The 18,806-nt window shown below is 67.0% G+C and carries 20 protein-coding genes; 13 read left to right on the top strand and 7 right to left on the bottom strand.

The features are described 5' to 3' along the window. On the bottom strand, positions 1 to 609 hold a 609-nt coding region (locus tag HY726_17170; protein MBI4610728.1), incomplete at its 3' end, for a hypothetical protein. Then, entirely contained in the window at positions 606 to 1,418 is an 813-nt protein-coding gene (locus tag HY726_17165; GenBank protein ID MBI4610727.1) for a 4Fe-4S binding protein, read from the bottom strand. The genes HY726_17165 and HY726_17170, both read right to left, overlap by 4 nt. Positions 1,419 to 1,564: 146 nt before the next feature. Here HY726_17165 and HY726_17160 point away from each other — a divergent pair, with 146 nt between their 5' ends. From HY726_17160 to HY726_17145, 4 genes are all read left to right on the top strand, one after another. After that, positions 1,565 to 2,656 (top strand): mandelate racemase/muconate lactonizing enzyme family protein, encoded by a 1,092-nt coding sequence (locus HY726_17160; protein MBI4610726.1) that lies wholly within the window; start codon positions 1,565 to 1,567, stop codon positions 2,654 to 2,656. 225 nt (positions 2,657 to 2,881) lie between these two features. Beyond that, positions 2,882 to 3,871, top strand: coding sequence for a tripartite tricarboxylate transporter substrate binding protein (locus tag HY726_17155; protein MBI4610725.1), 990 nt, complete (start codon positions 2,882 to 2,884; stop codon positions 3,869 to 3,871). A 3-nt stretch (positions 3,872 to 3,874) separates the two neighbouring features. After that, positions 3,875 to 4,342 carry a tripartite tricarboxylate transporter TctB family protein gene (locus HY726_17150; protein ID MBI4610724.1) on the top strand — a complete coding sequence of 156 codons (468 nt, stop codon included), beginning with the start codon at positions 3,875 to 3,877 and terminating at the stop codon, positions 4,340 to 4,342. After that, positions 4,342 to 5,847: a tripartite tricarboxylate transporter permease gene (locus HY726_17145; protein ID MBI4610723.1), complete on the top strand. Its 1,506-nt coding sequence runs from the start codon at positions 4,342 to 4,344 to the stop codon at positions 5,845 to 5,847. Before HY726_17150 ends, HY726_17145 begins: the two co-directional genes overlap by 1 nt. Here HY726_17145 and HY726_17140 read toward each other — a convergent pair. Then, the gene (locus tag HY726_17140) at positions 5,823 to 6,404 is read right to left on the bottom strand and encodes a class I SAM-dependent methyltransferase (GenBank protein MBI4610722.1); all 582 of its coding nucleotides are present in this window, start codon (positions 6,402 to 6,404) and stop codon (positions 5,823 to 5,825) included. The genes HY726_17145 and HY726_17140 overlap by 25 nt on opposite strands. Before the next feature lie 368 nt (positions 6,405 to 6,772). On the opposite strand from HY726_17140, the gene HY726_17135 reads away from it, so the two are divergent. The 6 genes from HY726_17135 (at position 6,773) to HY726_17110 (ending at position 14,010) form a co-directional block, all read left to right on the top strand. Next, the gene (locus HY726_17135) at positions 6,773 to 8,485 is read left to right on the top strand and encodes a peptide ABC transporter substrate-binding protein (protein MBI4610721.1); all 1,713 of its coding nucleotides are present in this window, start codon (positions 6,773 to 6,775) and stop codon (positions 8,483 to 8,485) included. Positions 8,486 to 8,534: 49 nt separating this feature from the next. Further along, a complete protein-coding gene (locus tag HY726_17130) occupies positions 8,535 to 9,638 on the top strand; it encodes a Zn-dependent alcohol dehydrogenase (protein MBI4610720.1) in 1,104 nt (367 codons plus the stop codon). Between the two features lie 16 nt (positions 9,639 to 9,654). Continuing rightward, the gene (locus tag HY726_17125; protein MBI4610719.1) at positions 9,655 to 10,644 is read left to right on the top strand and encodes an LLM class flavin-dependent oxidoreductase; all 990 of its coding nucleotides are present in this window, start codon (positions 9,655 to 9,657) and stop codon (positions 10,642 to 10,644) included. Between the two features lie 224 nt (positions 10,645 to 10,868). Continuing rightward, on the top strand, positions 10,869 to 12,515 hold the full coding sequence (locus HY726_17120) for an ABC transporter substrate-binding protein (protein ID MBI4610718.1): 1,647 nt from the start codon (positions 10,869 to 10,871) through the stop codon (positions 12,513 to 12,515). Positions 12,516 to 12,569: 54 nt separating this feature from the next. Then, positions 12,570 to 13,511, top strand: a complete 942-nt coding sequence (locus tag HY726_17115; GenBank protein MBI4610717.1) for an ABC transporter permease — start codon at positions 12,570 to 12,572, stop codon at positions 13,509 to 13,511. Positions 13,512 to 13,635: 124 nt separating this feature from the next. Beyond that, the gene (locus HY726_17110; protein ID MBI4610716.1) at positions 13,636 to 14,010 is read left to right on the top strand and encodes a hypothetical protein; all 375 of its coding nucleotides are present in this window, start codon (positions 13,636 to 13,638) and stop codon (positions 14,008 to 14,010) included. Positions 14,011 to 14,135: 125 nt separating this feature from the next. Here the strand turns inward: HY726_17110 and HY726_17105 are convergent, their stop codons facing one another. The 3 genes from HY726_17105 to HY726_17095 are packed head-to-tail and all read right to left on the bottom strand — an operon-like array spanning position 14,136 to position 15,216. Continuing rightward, a complete protein-coding gene (locus HY726_17105; GenBank protein ID MBI4610715.1) occupies positions 14,136 to 14,243 on the bottom strand; it encodes a hypothetical protein in 108 nt (35 codons plus the stop codon). 30 nt (positions 14,244 to 14,273) lie between these two features. Further along, positions 14,274 to 14,630, bottom strand: coding sequence for a hypothetical protein (locus HY726_17100; protein MBI4610714.1), 357 nt, complete (start codon positions 14,628 to 14,630; stop codon positions 14,274 to 14,276). 7 nt (positions 14,631 to 14,637) lie between these two features. Continuing rightward, positions 14,638 to 15,216, bottom strand: coding sequence for a TlpA family protein disulfide reductase (locus HY726_17095; GenBank protein MBI4610713.1), 579 nt, complete (start codon positions 15,214 to 15,216; stop codon positions 14,638 to 14,640). Between the two features lie 843 nt (positions 15,217 to 16,059). Between HY726_17095 and HY726_17090 the strand changes: the two genes are divergently transcribed. From HY726_17090 to HY726_17080, 3 genes are all read left to right on the top strand, one after another. Beyond that, positions 16,060 to 16,443: a hypothetical protein gene (locus tag HY726_17090; GenBank protein ID MBI4610712.1), complete on the top strand. Its 384-nt coding sequence runs from the start codon at positions 16,060 to 16,062 to the stop codon at positions 16,441 to 16,443. Continuing rightward, complete coding sequence (locus tag HY726_17085; GenBank protein ID MBI4610711.1) at positions 16,428 to 17,306, top strand: cytochrome c oxidase assembly protein; 879 nt, start codon at positions 16,428 to 16,430, stop codon at positions 17,304 to 17,306. The genes HY726_17090 and HY726_17085 overlap by 16 nt, the downstream gene beginning before the upstream one ends. A 244-nt stretch (positions 17,307 to 17,550) precedes the next feature. Then, a complete protein-coding gene (locus HY726_17080) occupies positions 17,551 to 18,306 on the top strand; it encodes an ABC transporter ATP-binding protein (protein MBI4610710.1) in 756 nt (251 codons plus the stop codon). Positions 18,307 to 18,380: 74 nt separating this feature from the next. On the opposite strand, the gene HY726_17075 is transcribed toward HY726_17080, so the two are convergent. Next, the coding region (locus tag HY726_17075) for an ABC transporter substrate-binding protein (GenBank protein MBI4610709.1) at positions 18,381 to 18,806 on the bottom strand (426 nt) is incomplete at its 5' end.

Raw genomic sequence — 18,806 nt, 5'->3', positions numbered from 1 at the left:
GTCCTGGGGAGTTCGGCGGCCTTCCTTGATCCAGTCCAGGAGCTTCTTGACCAGGTTGTGTGAGACCATGCCGTGGCCGCACATCGTGCCGATCTCGAGCACCGTCTTGTCGGGGAGCCGGTCCACGCGCCCCTGGAACCCGAGCGAGTACTCCACGCTGTGGCGGCGGATGCCGGCATCCTGGCAGCAGCGCCGGGCCGCGTCCATCGGGGCGCTGATGTTGATCGAGACCCCGAGATCGGCCGCCTTCACGTCCTGGACGAAGGCCTCCATGTCCTCCAAGGTCCTGAACACCGCCGACACGACGGTGTGGCCCTCGATGTCCTGAATCACGCCGTCGGGATCCGGGCGCTGGTCCCGCCGCCAGTGGGCGAGCGGGTTCAGGTGCCGCTGGGGCCGGTAGATGCCCCCTTTCGTCGAGTCGCCCACGTTGACCGGGTTATGGCGGAGGGCGAGCCGCGCGAACGTCCGGTACTTCTCCACCAGGTCGTCGTCGTTGAGGTTCCGGGTGGACATGGCGAACACGATGTAGTCGTTGTCCACCGAACGGGCGTCCGTGCGCCGCTCGACGGCGTAATGGTCGCTGTAGCGATGGAGCGTGTTGGTCATAGAGTCACCTGCCGGGTCACCCGGCCCAGGCCGAGGTTGGTCTTGCCGCGGTACGCCGGGTAGCCCTCGCGCTGGAGGATCCCGGCGAGCGGCTCGTTCCCGTCGGCGTCGCAGCGCGTCGAGACCCCGACCGCGACCACCGTCTCGAGCTCCCGCGAGACGCGCCGGACGGTCTCGAGGATCATCGGGACCTGCTCCAGTCCCACCTTGATCTCCACGATCGCCGAGAGCACCTTCTCGTTCAGGATGTCCTCGCGGATCAGCCCGCGGGCGGGATCGGTCATCAGGGACGTCACCGGGTTCTGCTTCTCGAACTCCACGCCCAGCTCCGCCAGCGCCCGCGTCATCGCCTGGATCTCGCGGAACCGGGCCCCGACGCCGGGGCGTCCGAACTCGATGACGAACCCCGCCTCCCCGGCCTTCACCCGGTTCGTCACGTCGTTGGTCTTGACCTCTGCCGTTCCCCGGCCGTGGATACCGGTGGACTCGTGGGGGACCTGGGGGTCCGAGAACGCGCGGCGGACGATCCGCGGCCAGGCGAGCTCCTGAGGCGTGATCGCGTCGGTGGGGCAGATGTCGGGCTCGGGGTCGAACCGGAACCGGAAGGCCTTGGCCACCCGCCGGATGGCCCGCACCATGGGCGGGAACAGGTGCTCCTTGGACATCCCGCGGTAGCAGGCGAAGCACTCCACGCACTCGTCCTGGTTGACGACGGCCCGGTTGATGGCAGGGTCGATGTAGATGGCGCCCATGGGGCACACCGAGATACAGTTGCCGCACGCCACGCACCGGTACTGGCTGATTTGCATCGCTGGCCTCCTCGATCGAGGCGCCTCGCCGCCGTCCCCCGGGCGAAGCACGTCGTAAAAAGATAACCCGGAGGCCTCGAATACACAAGCCGTTTCTGAGGGCTTGACTTTCCCGCCCTCCGGGCGTTGGAATGGGTGGCCGAAGCATGAAGATCACGAAGGTCGAAGCGACGATCCATCGGTTGCCGATCACGGTGCCGCTGCTCCGCGAGCCGATCACCTGGCGGATCGTCTTCGCGCGAGTGGAGACCGACGCCGGCGTGACCGGCTATGGCCTGACCGGACAGATCCAGCGGTCGGCGACGCGCGAGCTGATCAACCGGGAGGCCGGACCGCTCCTCATCGGCAAATCCCCGCTGGAGACCGAGCGGATCTGGCACGAGCTCTACCGGGCGCTCAACCCCCGGTCTCAGACCGGAGCGTGGAGCTCCGCCATAAGCGCCATCGATCTCGCACTCTGGGACATCAAGGGCAAAGCGCTCGGCCAGCCGGTCTGGCGGCTGCTCGGCGGGCACAGCCAGCGCGTCGAGGCCTACGTCACCTTCGGCCTCCTGGACTACAGCCGGGATCTGCTCGTCGAGGTCGCGCGGACCCTGGTCAAGCAGGGGCACGACAAGCTGAAGATGGTCGTGGCCATCGAGCGGGGCAGGAACGTCGCCGAGGACGCCGCGCGCGTGCGCGCCGTCCGAGAGGCGATCGGCGACGGCGTCGAGCTGATGGTGGACGCGAACTACCTGTTCGACCTGGTCCACGCGCGGGAGCTCTGCCGCAGCATCGAGCCCTACCGGATCACCTGGTTCGAGGAGCCGGTCTCCGGAAACGATGCGCGGCTCCTGGCCCAGCTTCGCCGGCAGACGACGATCCCGATCTCGGCAGGCCAGAACGAGGGGCACAAGTGGCGGCACATCGAGCTGCTGCTCCACCATGCCGTGGACATCCTCCAGCCCAACGTCTGCTGGGGCGGCGGCTACACCGAGACGGTCAAGGTGGCCCACCTGGCCCAGGCCTTCAACGTCCCGGTCGCGAACGGCGGTGGCTGGCCCCATCACAACGCGCACCTGATCGCGGCGGTGGCCAACGGGTGGCGGGTCGAGTTCCACTACCTCATGTGGATGACCGGTAACATGATCTACCGGGAGCCGCCGCAGCCCGAAGCCGGCTGGGTGACGCTCACGGAGCGTCCCGGGCTCGGGCTCGAGCCCAAGGAGGAGGTCCTCCAGGACACCCTCGAACCGTAGGACAATCGGAGGGGGCCTCGACGGCCCCCTCCGAGACCTCCCCCAGGAATGGCAGTTCGAGCCGAGGGGCTCCCGACGAGCCGAAGGCGAGGAGAGCCACGAGGCGAGGCCCGAGTTGGTTGCGCGGGCGAAGCCCGCGCTCGAAGGGCATTACCGGACACGCCCGTAGGTGGGCACGCGGCCCGGGGGCCCGTGCGAACAGCCACCAGGAGAGGAGAAGGAACAATGCGCCGCACAGTCAGCGCCGGGATCGTCGCCCTTCTAACCACTGCCGCCAGCCTGGCCGCGCCAGGCCTGGCCTGGCCCCAGGAGAAGTACCCCTCCCGGCCGATCGAGCTGATCGTGCCATACGCCCCGGGAGGCGGCACCGACATCATGTTCCGGAACATCGTCAAGGTCATCGAGGCGCACAAGCTCGTGGCGGTCCCCATCGCCATCGTCAACAAGACCGGGGGGAGCGGGGCGGTCGGCAAATCCCACATGATCAGGAGCAAGCCCGACGGCTACGTCCTTGGCGCGGTGGACCCGAACAACGTGACCCAGCAGATCCTGGGCGAGGCGAGCTGGGACTACCGGAAGGATTTCACGTACATCGCCAAGATGGTGGATGACGTGAACCTCCTGATCGTGAGGAAGGAGTCGCCGCTGAAGACTCTCGGCGAGCTCGTCGCCGAGATCAAGCGCCGGGGGCCCAAGAAGCTCTCGATCGCGGGGACGGCCACGGCGTCCCAGGACCACATCGCCTCCCTGGACCTGAACAAGGCGATCGGCGTCGAGGCCAATTACCTGCCGGTCAAGAGCGGGGGCGAGGTCATGACCACGCTCCTCGGCGGCCATGTGGACGCGGCCTGGGCCAACCCGAACGAGTGCATCGGCCAGCTCGAGGCGGGCACGGTCCGGGCCCTCGGCGTCGCCGACGTCAAGCGCCTCGAGCTGCTGCCGAAGATCCCCACGTTCAAGGAGCAGGGCGTGGACATGACGAGCTACCTCTGGCGCGGCTTCGGCGGGCCGGCGGGGCTTCCCCGGCAGATCGTCGACTACTGGGTGGACGTCCTCACGAAAGTGCGGAAGACCCAGGACTGGCAGAAGGGCTACCTGGAGAAATTCGTGCTCCCCGACGGCTGGGTGGTCAAAGAGGAATTTGCGAAGCTGATGGACCAGGAATACGGCGCCTACAGGGAGATCTTCGCCAAGCTCGGCATGCTGAAGAAGTGATCGATGGGGGGTAAAAAGGGCGACGCGATCGCCGGCGCCGTCCTGCTGGCGCTCTCCGCGGCGTACACCGTCGAGGCTCTGAGGCTGCCGGGGGTGAAATACGCCGTGGGCCCGGGGCCCTCCTTTCTTCCGCTCATCCTGGGGGGCACTCTCACCGTCCTCGCGCTGGCCCTGCTGATCGGGGCGCTGCTGAGGCCGTCGGCGAACGGCTCGGAGCCTCACCCGGTCCACTGGTCGGCCGCGCGGAGGATCGGAGCCATCGTCTTCGCGCTCGTCGCCTATACGCTCCTGTTTGAGGGCCTCGGCTACCTGGTGAGTACCGCGCTCTTCCTGGCCTTTCTCCTCGCGCTGGTCGAGCCTCAGCGGTGGTGGATCGTGGTGAGCGTCCCCGTGGCCTCGTCCCTCCTCTCCTATGTCCTCTTCGTCCGCTGGCTCAAGATCCCGTTTCCCAGAGGGCTCCTGGGGCTCTGATGGAGGTCTTCGACAACCTCCTCTACGGGTTCAAGGTCGCGACGACCCCCGTCAACCTCCTCTACTGCTTCTTCGGGGTCTTCTTGGGCACGCTCGTCGGGGTCCTCCCGGGCCTCGGCACGGTCACCGGGGTGGCGATCCTGATCCCGCTGACCTTCGGCATGAACCCCACAACGGCCATGATCATGCTGGCCGGGATCTATTACGGGGCCCAGTACGGCGGGTCCACCACGGCGATCCTCCTGAACCTCCCCGGCGAGTCCACATCGATCATGACGTGTCTCGACGGCTACCAGATGGCGCGCCAGGGGCGCGCCGGGCCGGCGCTCGGGATGGCCGCCTTCGCCTCCTTCATCGCCGGAACCTTCAGCGTCCTGATGCTGATGCTGGTGGCCAAGCCCCTCGTCACCGTGGCCCTGGGCTTTGGCCCGGCGGAGTACACGGCCCTCATGATCCTCGCCCTCAGCACGATCGGCGGGCTCCTGGGCGAGTCCGTCGTCAAGGGGCTCATCGCGGCGGCGCTCGGCCTGATGCTCGGCACCGTCGGGACCGACGCCATGACAGGGGTCGCGAGATACACCTACGGTGCGCCCAAGCTCCTGGACGGCGTGAGTTTCCTCGCGGTGACGGTCGGGCTCTTCGGCGTTGCCGAGGTCCTGGAGAACGCCGAGCGCTCCCTGAGGCAGGAGGTGTATGCGGGGAAGATCAAGGGGCTTCTGCCGAAGTTCTCCGACTGGGCCCAAGCCAAGCTCGCCATCCTCCGCGGGTCCTGCATCGGATTCGCGGTCGGGATGCTGCCCGGCGCCGGCGCGACCGCCGCCTCCATGCTCGCGTACCTCGCAGAGAAGAAGGCGTCGCGCCAGCCTGAGCGGTTCGGGAAGGGCGCCATCGAGGGCGTTGCGGCCCCCGAGGCTGCGAACAACGCCGCCGCCGGGGGCGCCCTGGTTCCGCTCCTGACGCTCGGCATCCCGGGCTCGGGGACGACCGCCGTGATGCTCGGGGCGCTCATGCTCTACGGCCTGAGGCCGGGGCCGCAGCTTCTTGAGAAGAACCCCGACCTGGTCTGGGGGCTCATCGCGAGCATGTACATCGGGAACGCCATGCTCCTCCTCCTGAACCTGCCCCTCATCGGCCTCTGGGTCAGGATCATCCAGATCCCCTACCCGATCCTCTTCCCCCTGATCCTGTTCTTCTCCTTCGTCGGCACCTACGCGGTGGACAACGACATCTTCGACGTCTACGTCATGCTGGCCGCCGGCGTCCTGGGGTACGTGCTCCGCAAGCTCCGCTTCCCCGAGGCGCCGGTCATCCTCGGTCTCGTCCTGGGTCCGATGCTCGAGGACCAGATGCGGCGGGCCCTCACCCTCTCCCTCGGCGACGTCACGGTCTTCGTCACGCGTCCCGTCTCGGCGACCCTCTTCGCCCTCGCGCTGGTCTACTGGCTCCTGCCCGCGCTGAACTGGTTGCGGGCACGCCGCTCCTACTTCGCGATCCGCCAGAGGTAGAGGGTGTGCTCCTCCCCGGCGAGGGAGGTCACTCGCTCGACGCGCTCCGCTGCCCAGTCGCCCATGTCGTGGGCGTGCGAGACAATCCGCGCTCCGGGCCTGAGCTGACGCCTGAGGATGGGGCGGAGCAAGAGATTCGCTTCTTTGGTCAGGTACAGCGTAACCACCGTGGCCGGCGACAGGTCCACGGTGAGGGCGTCCGCGTGGCGGAAGCTCACGAGGTGATCCACCTTCTCGCGTTTCGCGTTCCGCTCCGAGAACCACACGAGGCGGGCGTCGATCTCGACCCCCACGGCTCGGGCCCCGTGGCGCTTCGCGGCAAGGATCACGATGCGCCCGTCGCCCGAGCCCAGGTCGTAGACGACGTCGTCCTTCGTGACCTCGGCCAGCTCCAGCATCCGCATCGCCACCTCCAGCGGCGTGGGCACGAACTCGCCGAGATTCGGCGCTGGCCCCTCAGGGCCGGGCAGCGTCAGGGGCGCGCAGCCGAACCCGGACAGCAGGAGGATCAGGGAAAGCCCTGCGGCGCGACGGCGGTGAGCGAAGGCCCTGCGCATGGTTCCCTCCCCGGATGACCCGACGCCGGGTGGGAGTATGCCACCGGCTCGCGCCTGCCACAAGGTTCGTTGACCCCTTCGAGGCGTCGGGCTAAGATTGGGCACCCACCCCCGCTCCGAGCCGCTTGCTGGAGGCCCGGTGACCAAGGCGATAGGACCAGAGAGGAGATGAAGACACGCTACGAGGGGTACACGTGCCTGAAGCTCAGGCTGGACCGCGGCGTGGCTTTCGTCAGCATCGATCAGCTTGAACTCGAGCGGGTGATCGCGGGGCTCGCCGAGTAGCGCTCATGGACCACGACGGGCTGGCCGAGTTGCTCCAGCGCGTGACCACTGGCCGGTTGAGCCGCCGTGGCTTCGCCCGGATCATGCTGGCCAGCGGCCTGACGGCACCCGTGGTCGCCGGGCTGCTGGCGGGATCCCGCGCCCCCGTCGACGCCCAGCCCCGCCCCGCTTTCGCGCCGACGCGACGCGGCGGCGGGGGGAAGCTCCGCGCGCTCTGGTGGCAGGCACCCACGCTCCTGAACCCTCACTTCGCCACCGGCGTCAAGGACGCGGACGCCTCCCGGGTCGTTCACGAACCCCTGGTTTCCGTGGATCCCGACGGGAACCTGGTCCCCGTGCTGGCCGCCGAGATTCCGAGCATCCAGAGCGGGACGCTGGCCAGGGACGGGCTCTGGGTGGTCTGGCGGCTCAAGCCGGACGTGCTCTGGCACGACGGGAAATCCTTCACCGCGGACGACGTCATCTTCAACTGGGAGTACGCATCCGATTCCGCGACCACAGCCGTGACGGCGGGCTCCTACCGCGACATCCAACGGATGGAGAAGCTCGGAGACCACGCAGTCAAAGCGGTGTTCAAGCGACCGACACCGTTCTGGTACGGGCACGGCCTCCCGATGCTGATCCCCAAGCACCTCCACGCGCCCTACGCGGGAACGAAAGCGCGCGAGGCTCCGTACAACCTGAAGCCCGTCGGCACGGGGCCGTACCGCCTCGCGCATTTCGCCCCCGGGGACTCGGCGCGCTACGAGATCAACCCGCACTACCACGTCCCGAACCGGCCGTTCTTCGACCAGGTCGAGCTGAAGGGTGGCGGTGACGCCGTCTCGGCCGCCCGGGCCGTCCTCCAGACCGGCGAGTACGACTTCGCCTGGAACATCCAGGTCGAGGATGAGATCCTCAGGCGACTCGAGCAGGGCGGCAAGGGCCGCGTCGCGATCTACGCGGGTGGCGACATCGAGCACATCCTCCTGAACCAGGCCGATCCCTGGCGCGAGGTGGACGGCGAGCGATCGAGCGTCAAGGCGCCGCATCCGCTCCTGACCGATCGCGCCGTGAGGGCTGCCCTGGCGCTCCTGGTGGACCGGAACTCGATCCAGGAGGAGATCTACGGGCGGCTCGGCCATGCGACCGCCAACTTCCTGAACGCCCCCGCGCGCTTCGCCTCCAGGAACACGCGGTGGGAGTTCAGCATCGAGAGAGCGAACCAAACCCTGGACGCGGACGGGTGGAGGCGCGGCCCCGACGGCATCCGCGTCAGGGACGGCCGGAGGCTTCGCCTGGTGTTCCAGACATCGATCAACGCGCCCCGCCAGAAGACCCAGGCCATCGTCAAGCAGGCGTGCAGCCGGGCAGGGATCGAGATGGAGCTGAAGTCGGTGGTCGCCGCCGTCTTCTTCTCCTCCGATCCCGCCAACCCGGACACCGCTGCCCACTTCTCCGCGGACCTCCAGATGTACACGCTCACGATGGGGGCTCCCGACCCCCAGCGGTTCATGGAAGTCTTCGCATCCTGGGAGATCGCCGCGAAGGCGAACAAGTGGGCCGGGCGGAACGTCACCCGGTGGCGCAGCGAGGAGTACGATCGGCTGTGGAAGGCGACCGACACGGAGACGGACCCGGTGAAGCGCGCGAGCGGGTTTATGCGGATGAACGACCTGGTGATTCAGAACGTCGTGGTGATCCCGGTCCTCTGGCGGAACCGCGTGGCCGCGGTGTCGCGGAACCTCGGAGGCCTCAGCCTCTCGGGCTGGGACTCGGATTTCTGGAACCTGGCCTCCTGGTACCGGGCGCCTTGAGCGGCGAGAGGCGGAGCGTGAGGGCACCGAAGGCGGAAGGAGGCATGCGATGAAGGCAAAGGCGGCCGTGCTGTTCGAGGTCGGGAAGCGGCTCGAGATCCGCGAGGTCGAGGTGGAGGCCCCGCACACCGGCGAGGTGCGCGTGAAGATGGCGGCAGGTGGCGTCTGCCACAGCGACCTGCACGTGATGACCGGCCATCTGATGGCGCCGTTACCGGCGATCCTCGGCCACGAGGGCTCGGGGGTGGTCGCAGACGTCGGGCCCGGGGTGACCTCCGTCAAGCCCGGCGATCACGTCATCCCCCTCTGGCGGCTCTCCTGTGGCGAGTGCGAGTACTGCACGGGCGGCCGCCCCGCCCTCTGCCCGGCGGGGACCGGCATCCGGATGACCGGGCGCCTCCTGGACGGGACGAGCCGCTTCAAGCTGAACGGGCAGGAGATCAAGCACTTCGCAGGGGTATCGAGCTTCTCCCAGTTCTCGGTGGTGCCCGAGAAGGCGGTCGTGAAGATCCCGAGCGACCTGCCCCTCGAGCGCGCGGCGCTCCTCGGCTGCGCCGTGATCACCGGGGTGGGCGCAGCGATCAACGCCGCGCGGGTCAGGCCGGGAAGCAGCGTCGCCGTCTTCGGCTCGGGCGGCGTGGGCCTGAACGTCGTTCAGGGGGCGGCCATCGCCGGAGCCGAGAAGATCATCGCGGTCGATGTCATGGACAACAAGCTCGAGTTCGCGCGCCGCTTCGGCGCCACCCACACGGTCAACGCCTCCGCCGGGAGCCCCGTGGAGCAGGTCCGGGCGCTCACCGGCGGCCGGGGCGTGGATTACGCCTTCGAGGTGATCGGGCTGCCGGCGACGATGCGCCAGGCCTACGACTGCCTGGCCAAGCGCGGAGTGGCCGTGGTGGTCGGGGTCACGCCGATGACGACGGAGGTGTCGGTGCCGGTGATGTCCCTGGTCTTCGAGGAGCGGGTCCTCACGGGGTCGGTCTACGGGTCGAGCCGGCCCCGGATCGACATCCTCAAGCTGATCGACCTCTACCGGGCGGGCAGGCTGAAGCTCGACGAGCTCCTGACGCGCACGTACCCGTTCGAGCAGATCAACGAGGCCTACGAGGCCCTCGAACGCGGCGAGGTCGCGCGCAGCGTCGTCACGTTCTGACGTTCGGGAGGCTTCCATGGCCAAGCTGAAGTTCGGGGTGTGGATCCCGACCTACGCCTGGGCCGACGCGGGCCCCGAGCACCTCCGGCGCCTCAGCGCCTCGATCAGGAAGTGCGACGAGCACGGCTTCGACATCTGGGTGATCGACCACCTGCTCTCCGCCCCGGGGCTCTACGGGGTGGCCTGGCTCGAGCCGCTCAACGTCCTCAGTTACGCCGCAGGGCTGACGTCCCGCGTGAGGCTCGCGACGGGGATCCTGGTGCTCCCGGTGCGCCATCCGGTCGTGCTCGCCAAGGAGATCTCCACGCTCTGCCACCTCACGAACAACCGCTTCGTCTTCGGGGTCGGGCCGGGCTGGTACAGCCGGGAGTTCGAGGCGACCGGCTCGCGCATCGAGGAGCGCGGGCGGCGCACCGACGAGATCCTGGAAGCCGTGACGCTGCTCCTCAGCCAGCCCAGCGCCAGCTACCGCGGCCGCTACTACCAGTTCCAGGACGTGACTATCGACCCGCGGCCGGCGAAGCTCCCGGACATCTGGGTCTCGGGCGGCTCGCGGATCCCCGATCCCGGCGAACACGACGTGTCCTACATCGCCAGGACGGTCCTCGATCGCATCGTCAAGGCCGGCAACTGGCTCTCGCGCTGCTCCGGGACCCAGGAGTGGGTAAAGCGCGACTGGGCCGAAATCCAGGCCCACGCCCGGGCCCTCGGGAAGGATCCCACGCGGATCACCTTCGGCCACTGCAACTTCATCCACCTCGTCGAGACGACCGATCACGCGAAGGCGGTGGAACAATCGCGGGAGCCTTTCCTGCGCGTCATGGGCGCGCACCGCTCGTACGAGCACCTCCAGGAGTGCTACCTGATGGGGAGCATCGACCGGATCAACGCGCGGATCGCTGACCTCGTCGGCGCCGGGCTCCGGTACCTCGTCCTCGGCCCCGTGACCGACGACCCCGGGCAGATCGATCTCCTGGCCACCCACGTGGCAAAGAACTTCGCGTAGGCGGCCGTACCCGCTGTGAGAATCCCCCTTGACAGGCCGCGGGAAATGATCGTTAATCCCTGCAAATCGCTCGCCACCGCTCCTGAGACCTGGCGGCTGTCGGAGTAATGCGTTCGAGCGCGGGCTTCGCCCGCGCAACCGATTCCTGGGGGAGGCTTCGGAGGGGGACACCCACGCCTCCGGCGTGGGTACCCGGGCCCCCTCCGATACTAAGGAGGTGTGTGATGGGAGACGATTTCAGCCGACGGGAGGTCTTGAAGCTCGGAGGGACAGTCTTGGCCCTCGGGACGGTCGGAGCCGGCGTCGGACTGCTCCGGCCCGGCTCGGCCATCGCTGCTACCCCGAAGCGCGGGGGAACGCTCAGGTTCCGGGGGTACGATCCGGACACGTTTGACATTCACATGCGCGGGGGCAACTCGTACAAGCCCCAGATCGTCCACAGCTTCACCCACAGCCGGCTCCTCAAGTACAAGGCAGGCCCCTCCGTCCAGCCGGGCACGTTCCCCATCGAAGGCGACCTGGCCGAGTCCTGGACCCAGCCGAACGAGGTCACCTATCTCTTCAAGCTCAGGGAAGGGGTCAGGTGGCACAACAAGCCCCCGGTCAACGGCCGGGAACTGACTGCCGAGGATGTCAAGTACACGTTCGAGCGGTTCCTGGCCAGCAAGGAGAACGCCAATCGCTACATGATGGTCGATCTGGACAAGGTGGAGGTCCTGGACAAGTACCGGGTGAAGTTCACCTTGAAGAAGCCTTTCGCCTGGTTCCTCGACTATGTGGCGACGCCCATGGCGCTGGCCATCGTGGCCCGAGAGGCCGCGGAGAAGTTCGGCGATCTCAGAAAGGCCGAGGCGGTGATCGGCACCGGCCCGTGGATCCTGGAGAAGCACGACATCAAAAGCCGCATCGTCTATGTGCGGAACCCCGACTACTTCCTCTCCGGCCTGCCGTACATCGACCGGATCGAGGCGTACGAGATGGAGGACAAGTCGACGCGGCTCGCCGCCTTCCTGAGCGGCCAGCTGGACCTGGGGCCCGAATTCGTCGGCACGGTGTTGATGAACACGCTGAAAGAGGTGAAGGAGCGGCGGCCGAATCTCAAGATGGTGGAGTTCACGTCCAACGTGATGACCCACATCGGCATGCGCACCGACAAGCCCCCCTTCAACGACGTCCGCGTCCGCCGCGCCATCTCGCTGGCCATCGATCGCCAGGCCATCCTGAAGGCGACCAACGAAGGCCGGGGCGAGCTGAACCCCCCCGTCCCCGCGGCCCTCAAGGAGTGGTCGATCCCCTGGAACCAGCTCGGCGAAGGCGCCAGGTACTACGAGTACAACCCCGCGGAGGCCAAGCGGCTCCTGGCCGAGGCCGGCTACGGCAAGGGGTTCGAAGCCACGATCGACTTTTTCCACTACGGCTCTCAGGAGTTGCAAGACGCGGCGCAGATGATCATCAAGTATCTCGGCGACGTGGGGATCAAGGCCACGCTCAACCAGAAGCCCTCCTACGCGGCGTATATCTCGACAAGCTATCTCGGCAAGTTCGAGAGCATGGTCTATGGCCCGCAGCTTCCAGCCCTGGATCCCGACAACTTCCTCGGCCAGTACCACCCCGCCAACGCGAAGAACCAGAGCCACGTCAACGACCCCGCTGTCACCGACCAGGTCGAACGCCAGCGGGCGACCCTGGACGTGGCCAAGCGCAAGAAGATCATCCACGATCTCCAGCGCCATCTGGCCACCCAGCAGTACTATGTCCAGCTTGCCTCCGGCATCACCAATGGTGCCTGGGATCCCGCGCTGAAGAACTACATGCCCAACCTGGGCTTCGACTACGGCGGACGCCTGATGGCCGCCTGGTGGGACAAGTAGCTCGAGAGGCCAGCTCCCCGCGTCTTTTGAATTCTCTGGCCCGCGGGTGAGGAGATGAGAAGGTATCTCCTCAAGCGCCTCTTGGCCGCGATCCCGTCGCTTCTGATTGCCTCCCTCATTGTGTTCACGTTGCCCCGCCTGATTCCCGGCGACGTCGTCGACCTCATGCTGGAGGAGAACGCGTACGCTAAGGACCGGGATGAGCTGCGCGCGAAGCTGGGGCTCGATCAGCCGATCTACCTGCAATACTTCGTCTGGCTCGGCCAGGTGCTCCGGGGTGATCTGGGCGAATCGCTCTGGACAGGTCGTCCCATCGTCCAGGAGCTGGCCTATCGAATCCCGGTGAGCCTGGAGCTCGGCGGGGTGGCGGTCTTCTTTGCCGTCCTCATGGCGATCCCGATCGGGGTGCTCTCGGCGACCAGGCAGGACACGGTGAAAGATTACGCGGCGCGCAGCGCCGCGATCCTCGGACTCTCAGTCCCCGGCTTCTGGCTGGCCACGCTCGTCATCGTCCTCCCCGCCATCTGGTGGGGCTGGAGCCCGCCCATCATCTTCACCACGTTCTCGACGGACCCGTGGGCCCACATCGCGCAATTCCTCCTGCCGGGTTTCCTCCTCGGAATCGCCTCCGCCGCAGCCATCATGCGGCTGACGCGCGCCCAGCTCCTCGAGGTGCTCCGGCAGGATTACATCCGGACCGCCTGGGCCAAGGGCCTCCGAGAGCGCATCGTCGTGCTCAAACACAGCCTGAAGAATGCCCTCATCCCGGTCGTCACCGTTCTCGGAATTCAGGTCGCCCAGGTCCTGAGCGGCACTGTCGTCTTCGAGACGATCTTCGGTCTCCCCGGCATGGGCCGGTTCCTCTTCGAGGCGATCAGCCAGCGTGACTACTCCGTCGTCCAGGGGGTCAACCTGGTCGTCGTGACCGTGGTCGTCGGTATCAATCTCCTCGTGGACATGCTGTACGCCGTCCTCGACCCCCGAATCCGATACTAGCGGGCTGTGGAAAAATCTGCTTCGAGCGCGGGCTTGGCCCGCGCACGCGAAGGGGGGAGGCATCGGAAGGGGCGGGTACCCGCGCCGAAGGCGTGGGTGGCCCCCCTCCGAGCAATCTAGCGCCATGGGGGATCACGTCGATACCATCGTCACCCCGGAGGTTCGCCGACCGCCGTGGGCCGCGCCGGGTTTGCTGCGAACGACCTGGCTCTTCGTCAGGCGAAAACCCTTGGGAGCCGTGGGGGGCGTCATTGTGCTCGGGCTCCTGGTCATATCCGCGCTTTCTTTCCTCGGATACGGGGTGCCCCCGCCCTTTCCCTCCTGGGGCGCGATGCTGTCCGGCTCCGGACGGTCGTACATGTACCAGGCCCCCTGGATGGCCTTCTGGCCAGGCGTCGCGATCTCGCTGGCCGTCTTCGGGTTCAACATGCTGGGTGACGCCCTCCGCGACGTCCTGGACCCGCGCCTCCGGGGCTCCACCGGCGGCCCGCTCCGCTAGCCCGCTCCCATCCAGCTGTCCCTAGCGGTATGTCGGAATAACGCCCTTCGAGCGCGGGCTTGGCCCGCGCAAGCGAATCCTGGGGGAGGTTTCGGAGGGGGCCGTCGAGGCCCCCTCCGACTGACCTAGCGCGGGGGGTGAGGCGTCGGCGTGCCGGGTCCGTATCTGGAGTACTTCGCGTCGACCAGGCTGCGAATCTCGCGCAGGGGTCTGCCCTCTCGCTTCAGCGCCATCACGTCACGCGTGATGTTGAGGCAGAGCGTTCAGGTCGCACCGTGGCTGGTCCAGGTCACCGTCCCGTCGCGATTCTGGCTCTTGACATAGCAGTCCCGGTTGTGGCGGTGGCCGATGTTCCCGCAGCCGCAGAAGCAGGGGATGTATTCGAGATCGGCGCCCTGGTCCAGTGCGAAGCGATACACTCCGCCGACGTTCGGCCCACCGGACTTGGCAAAGTCAGGGAGCTCACCGCGCGGCACGGTCTGAATCTGGTCTCCATACTGATCCCGGGTGATAGCGCCGGCCCCGACGGCCCGCGCTGAGAGCACCTCGCTCCCCGCGAGGATCCCCACGAAGCCGAAGAGCACGTCGCGACGGCTCAGCCCGGGATCCGCCTCTGTCATGCGTTCGCTATCCACCTGTCGCTCCCTTTCTGGCCGCCCAGCCGCGCCATACGGCTGACGTCTTGGGAGGCTCCACGGCCTCCCTGAGGAGGTCCTCGATCGTCGTGCTGAGGATCTCGTCGTTGATCTCACCGACGTGCTTCCGCCGGATCCGCCCCGCCCGGTCAATGAAGAAGGTCTCGGGCACTCCGTAGACGCCGAAGTCGATGGCGATCCGGCTTCCCGGGTCCATCCCGCTCGGATACGTCTTCCCGTGCCGCGCGATGAACTCCTTCGCGTTGGCCTCGGAGTCCTGGTAGACGATCCCGACCAGGACGACGCCGCGGTCCCGGTAGCGCCGCCACGCGGCCTCCAGCCGAGGGGCTTCGTTCCAGCAGGCCGGAAAGCACCAGGACGCCCAGAAATTGACGACCACGACTTTCCCCCGAAGCGACTCGAGACTCAACGACCCCCCGCCGAAGAGTGCAAGCGAGAAGGCCGGGGCCGGCCGGCCCACGAGGGGCGAGGGGATGGCCTTGGGGTCTCGGGTGAAGCCAAAGGCGAGGAGCGCGACCAGCGCGCCCACCCCCCCGATGACGAGAAGCAGACGGCGCACCCGGCGCCACGTCAGGCCCTTGGCCGCCACAGCTTCAGAAACCGCCACCGTGTCGAGACGTCCCACCCTCTGCCCTCGAATTCCCCCCCCTAATCTCGTCCGGCGGGGAAGCTGGATCACGACAGAATTATATCGCCAGGACGAGCCGACAGGAGCAGCACTTTCCTGGGGCCTGATGGTAGGCGCGCTCCGTGGCCTTGCGACCGGGCAGAGGCGCCGCCGTGGGAGCGACCAGCCCGCCCCCGTCAGCCGGCCGACCAGGTCCAGGATCCGGGGCGCCAGGTTATCCACAATGAGCGCTCCTCTTTCTGCCCCTTTTTCGCCCTCAAACCGTCAACACGTCTACAAGCCGCATAAACACTGGTCTGTAGACGCTTCGTGCAAGTGTCAACGTTGACAGATGCAGAAGTGTCTACAACCAGCATGAATATTGGGTTGTAGACGTGTTGACGGATCGAAGCCGCCAGGAGGTAGGAACCACCCTCATTCCGTTCCCTCCACGGCCGCTGAAGGGGGCGTCAGTCAGTGTTTCGGAGGCCAGCTCGTCGACTCGGACCACTGTGCTCCCGACCCGTGGCTCAACCCCCCAAAGGCCACGGGATTGCCCCTGTCCCCGGTGGGATCAGCACCGGGTCAGAGGGTTTCCTCACCTAAAATCGTGGCCGGCCGAGCAACCAAATATTTCCGTTGCTAGACTGGAATCGCCTCCTGTTCGCGTTGCCGGGGGGGGGTAGCGGGCGTGGCGGCCACCGTGCCTGACAGCACGAGGAGATTGCCCGGTCGCCGCACCCGCGAAAGGCCTTAGCGAGGGACCCACCGCTCACGGGCGCATCCATGGCATGGTCCGTCGTGATAGCCGGGCTCGGCGTGCTGGTAACGTGGTTTGTGGCCACCCGCCTGGCGCGGCGACAGCCTCCCTCTAACCCGGTCCTCTTCTGGGTCCTCGGGCTCGCCGCGCTCGCGCCGGCTTGGCTCATCGCCTTCGTGGGGCTCCTGGGGCCTTTGCCGATCGACCGGCCTGAACCGTCGTTGGAGGTCGGGTTCATCTTCTCCTCTTCGGCAGCGCTTCTCGGGGTCATCGTCTCGGATGCGGTGGTGAGGCACCTTCGCGCGTCGGGTGGTGAGCATCGTCCGGCGACGTACTGGCTCCTCGGCGTAGGCGCGCTCTTGCCGGCGTGGCTGATCGCGCTTCTAGGTCTCGTATGGAGCCGACCCTGAAGGCAGCGCTGGCAGCCTGGCAGTGGCGGCCTGACGTCGCCCTCGTCGTGGCAGCCCTGGGGGTGGCCTACGTCACGGGCTGGCGGCGGCTCAGGCGGCGGACGCCGGCTATCGCCAGGCCGGGGCGACTTGCCCTTTATCTCCTCGGGCTATCGGTAATCGTCCTGGCGCTCCTCTCCCCGATCGACACGTTGGCGGCCTGGCTCCTCACGATGCACATGCTCCAGCACGAGCTGCTCACGATGGTGGCGCCGCCCCTCTTGCTGCTGGCAAACCCGCTCCCGGTCGTGCTCTGGGGACTACCCAGGCGGCTCCGTCACCGCCTCGGGCGGCTCCTGACCCGGGGGTCGCTCGTGCGCAGAGGGTTCCGCATGCTGACGCTCATGCCCGTCGCCTGGGTACTGTACATGGCCATCCTCTGGAGCTGGCACCTCCCCGCCGCTTATGAGGCCGCGCTTCACGACGAAGTCATCCATTCCGTGCAGCATCTCTCCTTCTTCGCCGCCGGGCTCCTCTTCTGGTGGCCCCTCATCAACCCGGCCCCAAGGCTCCACGGGCACATCCCGTACGGCTTCAGGCTCGCCTACATCATCGCGGCGGTCGGTCCGACGGCTCTTCCCATGATGTCGATCGCCGTCTTTGCACGGGAGGTCTTCTACCCCTACTACACGACCGCGCCGCGCCTCTGGGGCCTCACGGCGCTCGAAGACCAGGCCATCGGCTGGAGCCTGATGGGTACCTTGGATGGGATGATCGCTCTTATTGCTCTTCTCCTGCTGGTCGCCCGGATGCTGGAGCACGAGGAACGGATGACCCGCCTCCGCGAGGCGATCGACGCGAGGCGGAGAGACGCTCGCCCATGACTGCCGATCCCGGCCGGGATATCGCGCTTGCGGCCCTCGTCGCGCTCTCTCCCAGCCTGGCGATGTGGATTGCCAGGGCGTGGGAGCGTGAGGGACACCTGGCCTGACTGTCGTCAGGGCTGAGCACGCCGCCCTGGCGGTCTGGAAAGAAGCCAGGCCCAACCGGGCACAAGGCTGCCCATTCCGCTTTCCTCTTCTCCTCGACCTTCCTGTACAATGCCTCCTGGCTCAGGCGGCGAAAACGGTGCAGCGATATCTCCTCGAGACGATTCGGCTGAAAAAGCACTTCGGGGGAGTCAGGGCGGTTGACGGGGTCGACCTCCAAGTCGAGGAAGGAGAGCTCCTGGCCATCATCGGCCCGAACGGGGCAGGCAAGACGACCCTGTTTAATCTCCTCACGGGGATGCTCCGGCCGGACTCGGGAAGGGTCCTCTTGGCGGGGAAAGATATTACCGGACTTCCAGCCTCTGAGATCGTCCGCCACGGAATCGGACGATCCTTCCAACTCATCAACATCTTCCCCGAGCTCACCGTCCACGAGAACACGTTAGTGGCAGTCCTCTCCCACCTGGGCCTCACGTCCAAGCCCCTCGCCTCCTTGAACAAGGCCAAAGGGGCTCACGCGAAGGCCACTGAGCTCCTGGCACGGGTCGGCCTCCTCGCTGAAGCCGACCGCTGGGGAGGAAGTCTTTCCCGGGGAGATCAGAAGCGGCTCGAGATCGCCATCGCCTTAGCCGTGGAACCGAAGCTCCTGCTCCTGGACGAGCCGACGGCGGGGATGGCTCCCGTCGAGATCCAGCAGATCACACGGCTCCTGACGCGGATCGCCCAGGAGGCTGGGATCACCGTCGTGTTCACCGAGCACGACATGCGGGTGGTCTTCTCCGTCGCCTCACGGATCACCGTCATGCACCAGGGCAAAATCATCGCCACAGGGAGGCCAGAGGAGGTTCGCGTGCATCCCGGTGTCCAGGAAGCGTACCTGGGCGAGACCCCCTAAAAGCAGGAGTAATCCCCGCCCGCTTCCGGAGAGCCTAAAGCCCTCCCCGACGACGGCCTGGGGACCCTAACCCTCTAACCTTTCGTCCGCAGCTTCAGAACCTCCTCCACGGGTTGGGCGATGAGATGCCCCGGCGTGTCCTTGATCTCGGTTAAGTGGACTCCGAATGGGAGCTTGTCGGTCCGCTTGGTCACGCCCCACGGCACATCTCGAATGGCCTGGTGGTCCTCCTTCCGGATAACCGACTTGTAGGCAGGGGTCTCGAACTCGAGCCCTTCCAACGCGGCGACCACAGCGTCGGCGTCCGTCGTCCTCGCCTTCTCCACGGCCTTCTTGTACACGTAGACAGCGGCGTAGGTGTCATGAGCCGTCACGTGAGGATACTCCCCCCACCGCTTAACGAAGCGGCCGACGAACTCCCTGTTCCTTTGCGTGTCAGGATGCTCGAACCAATACCCGTGGGAGGCAGACCAGAGGCCCTCGGGGATGGTCTTCCCCAG

Source organism: Candidatus Rokuibacteriota bacterium (genome assembly GCA_016209385.1).
Lineage (GTDB): Bacteria > Methylomirabilota > Methylomirabilia > Rokubacteriales > CSP1-6 > JACQWB01.
Note: the sequence above shows the minus strand (reverse complement) of the source record. Positions and strands in the feature narration are given on the sequence as shown.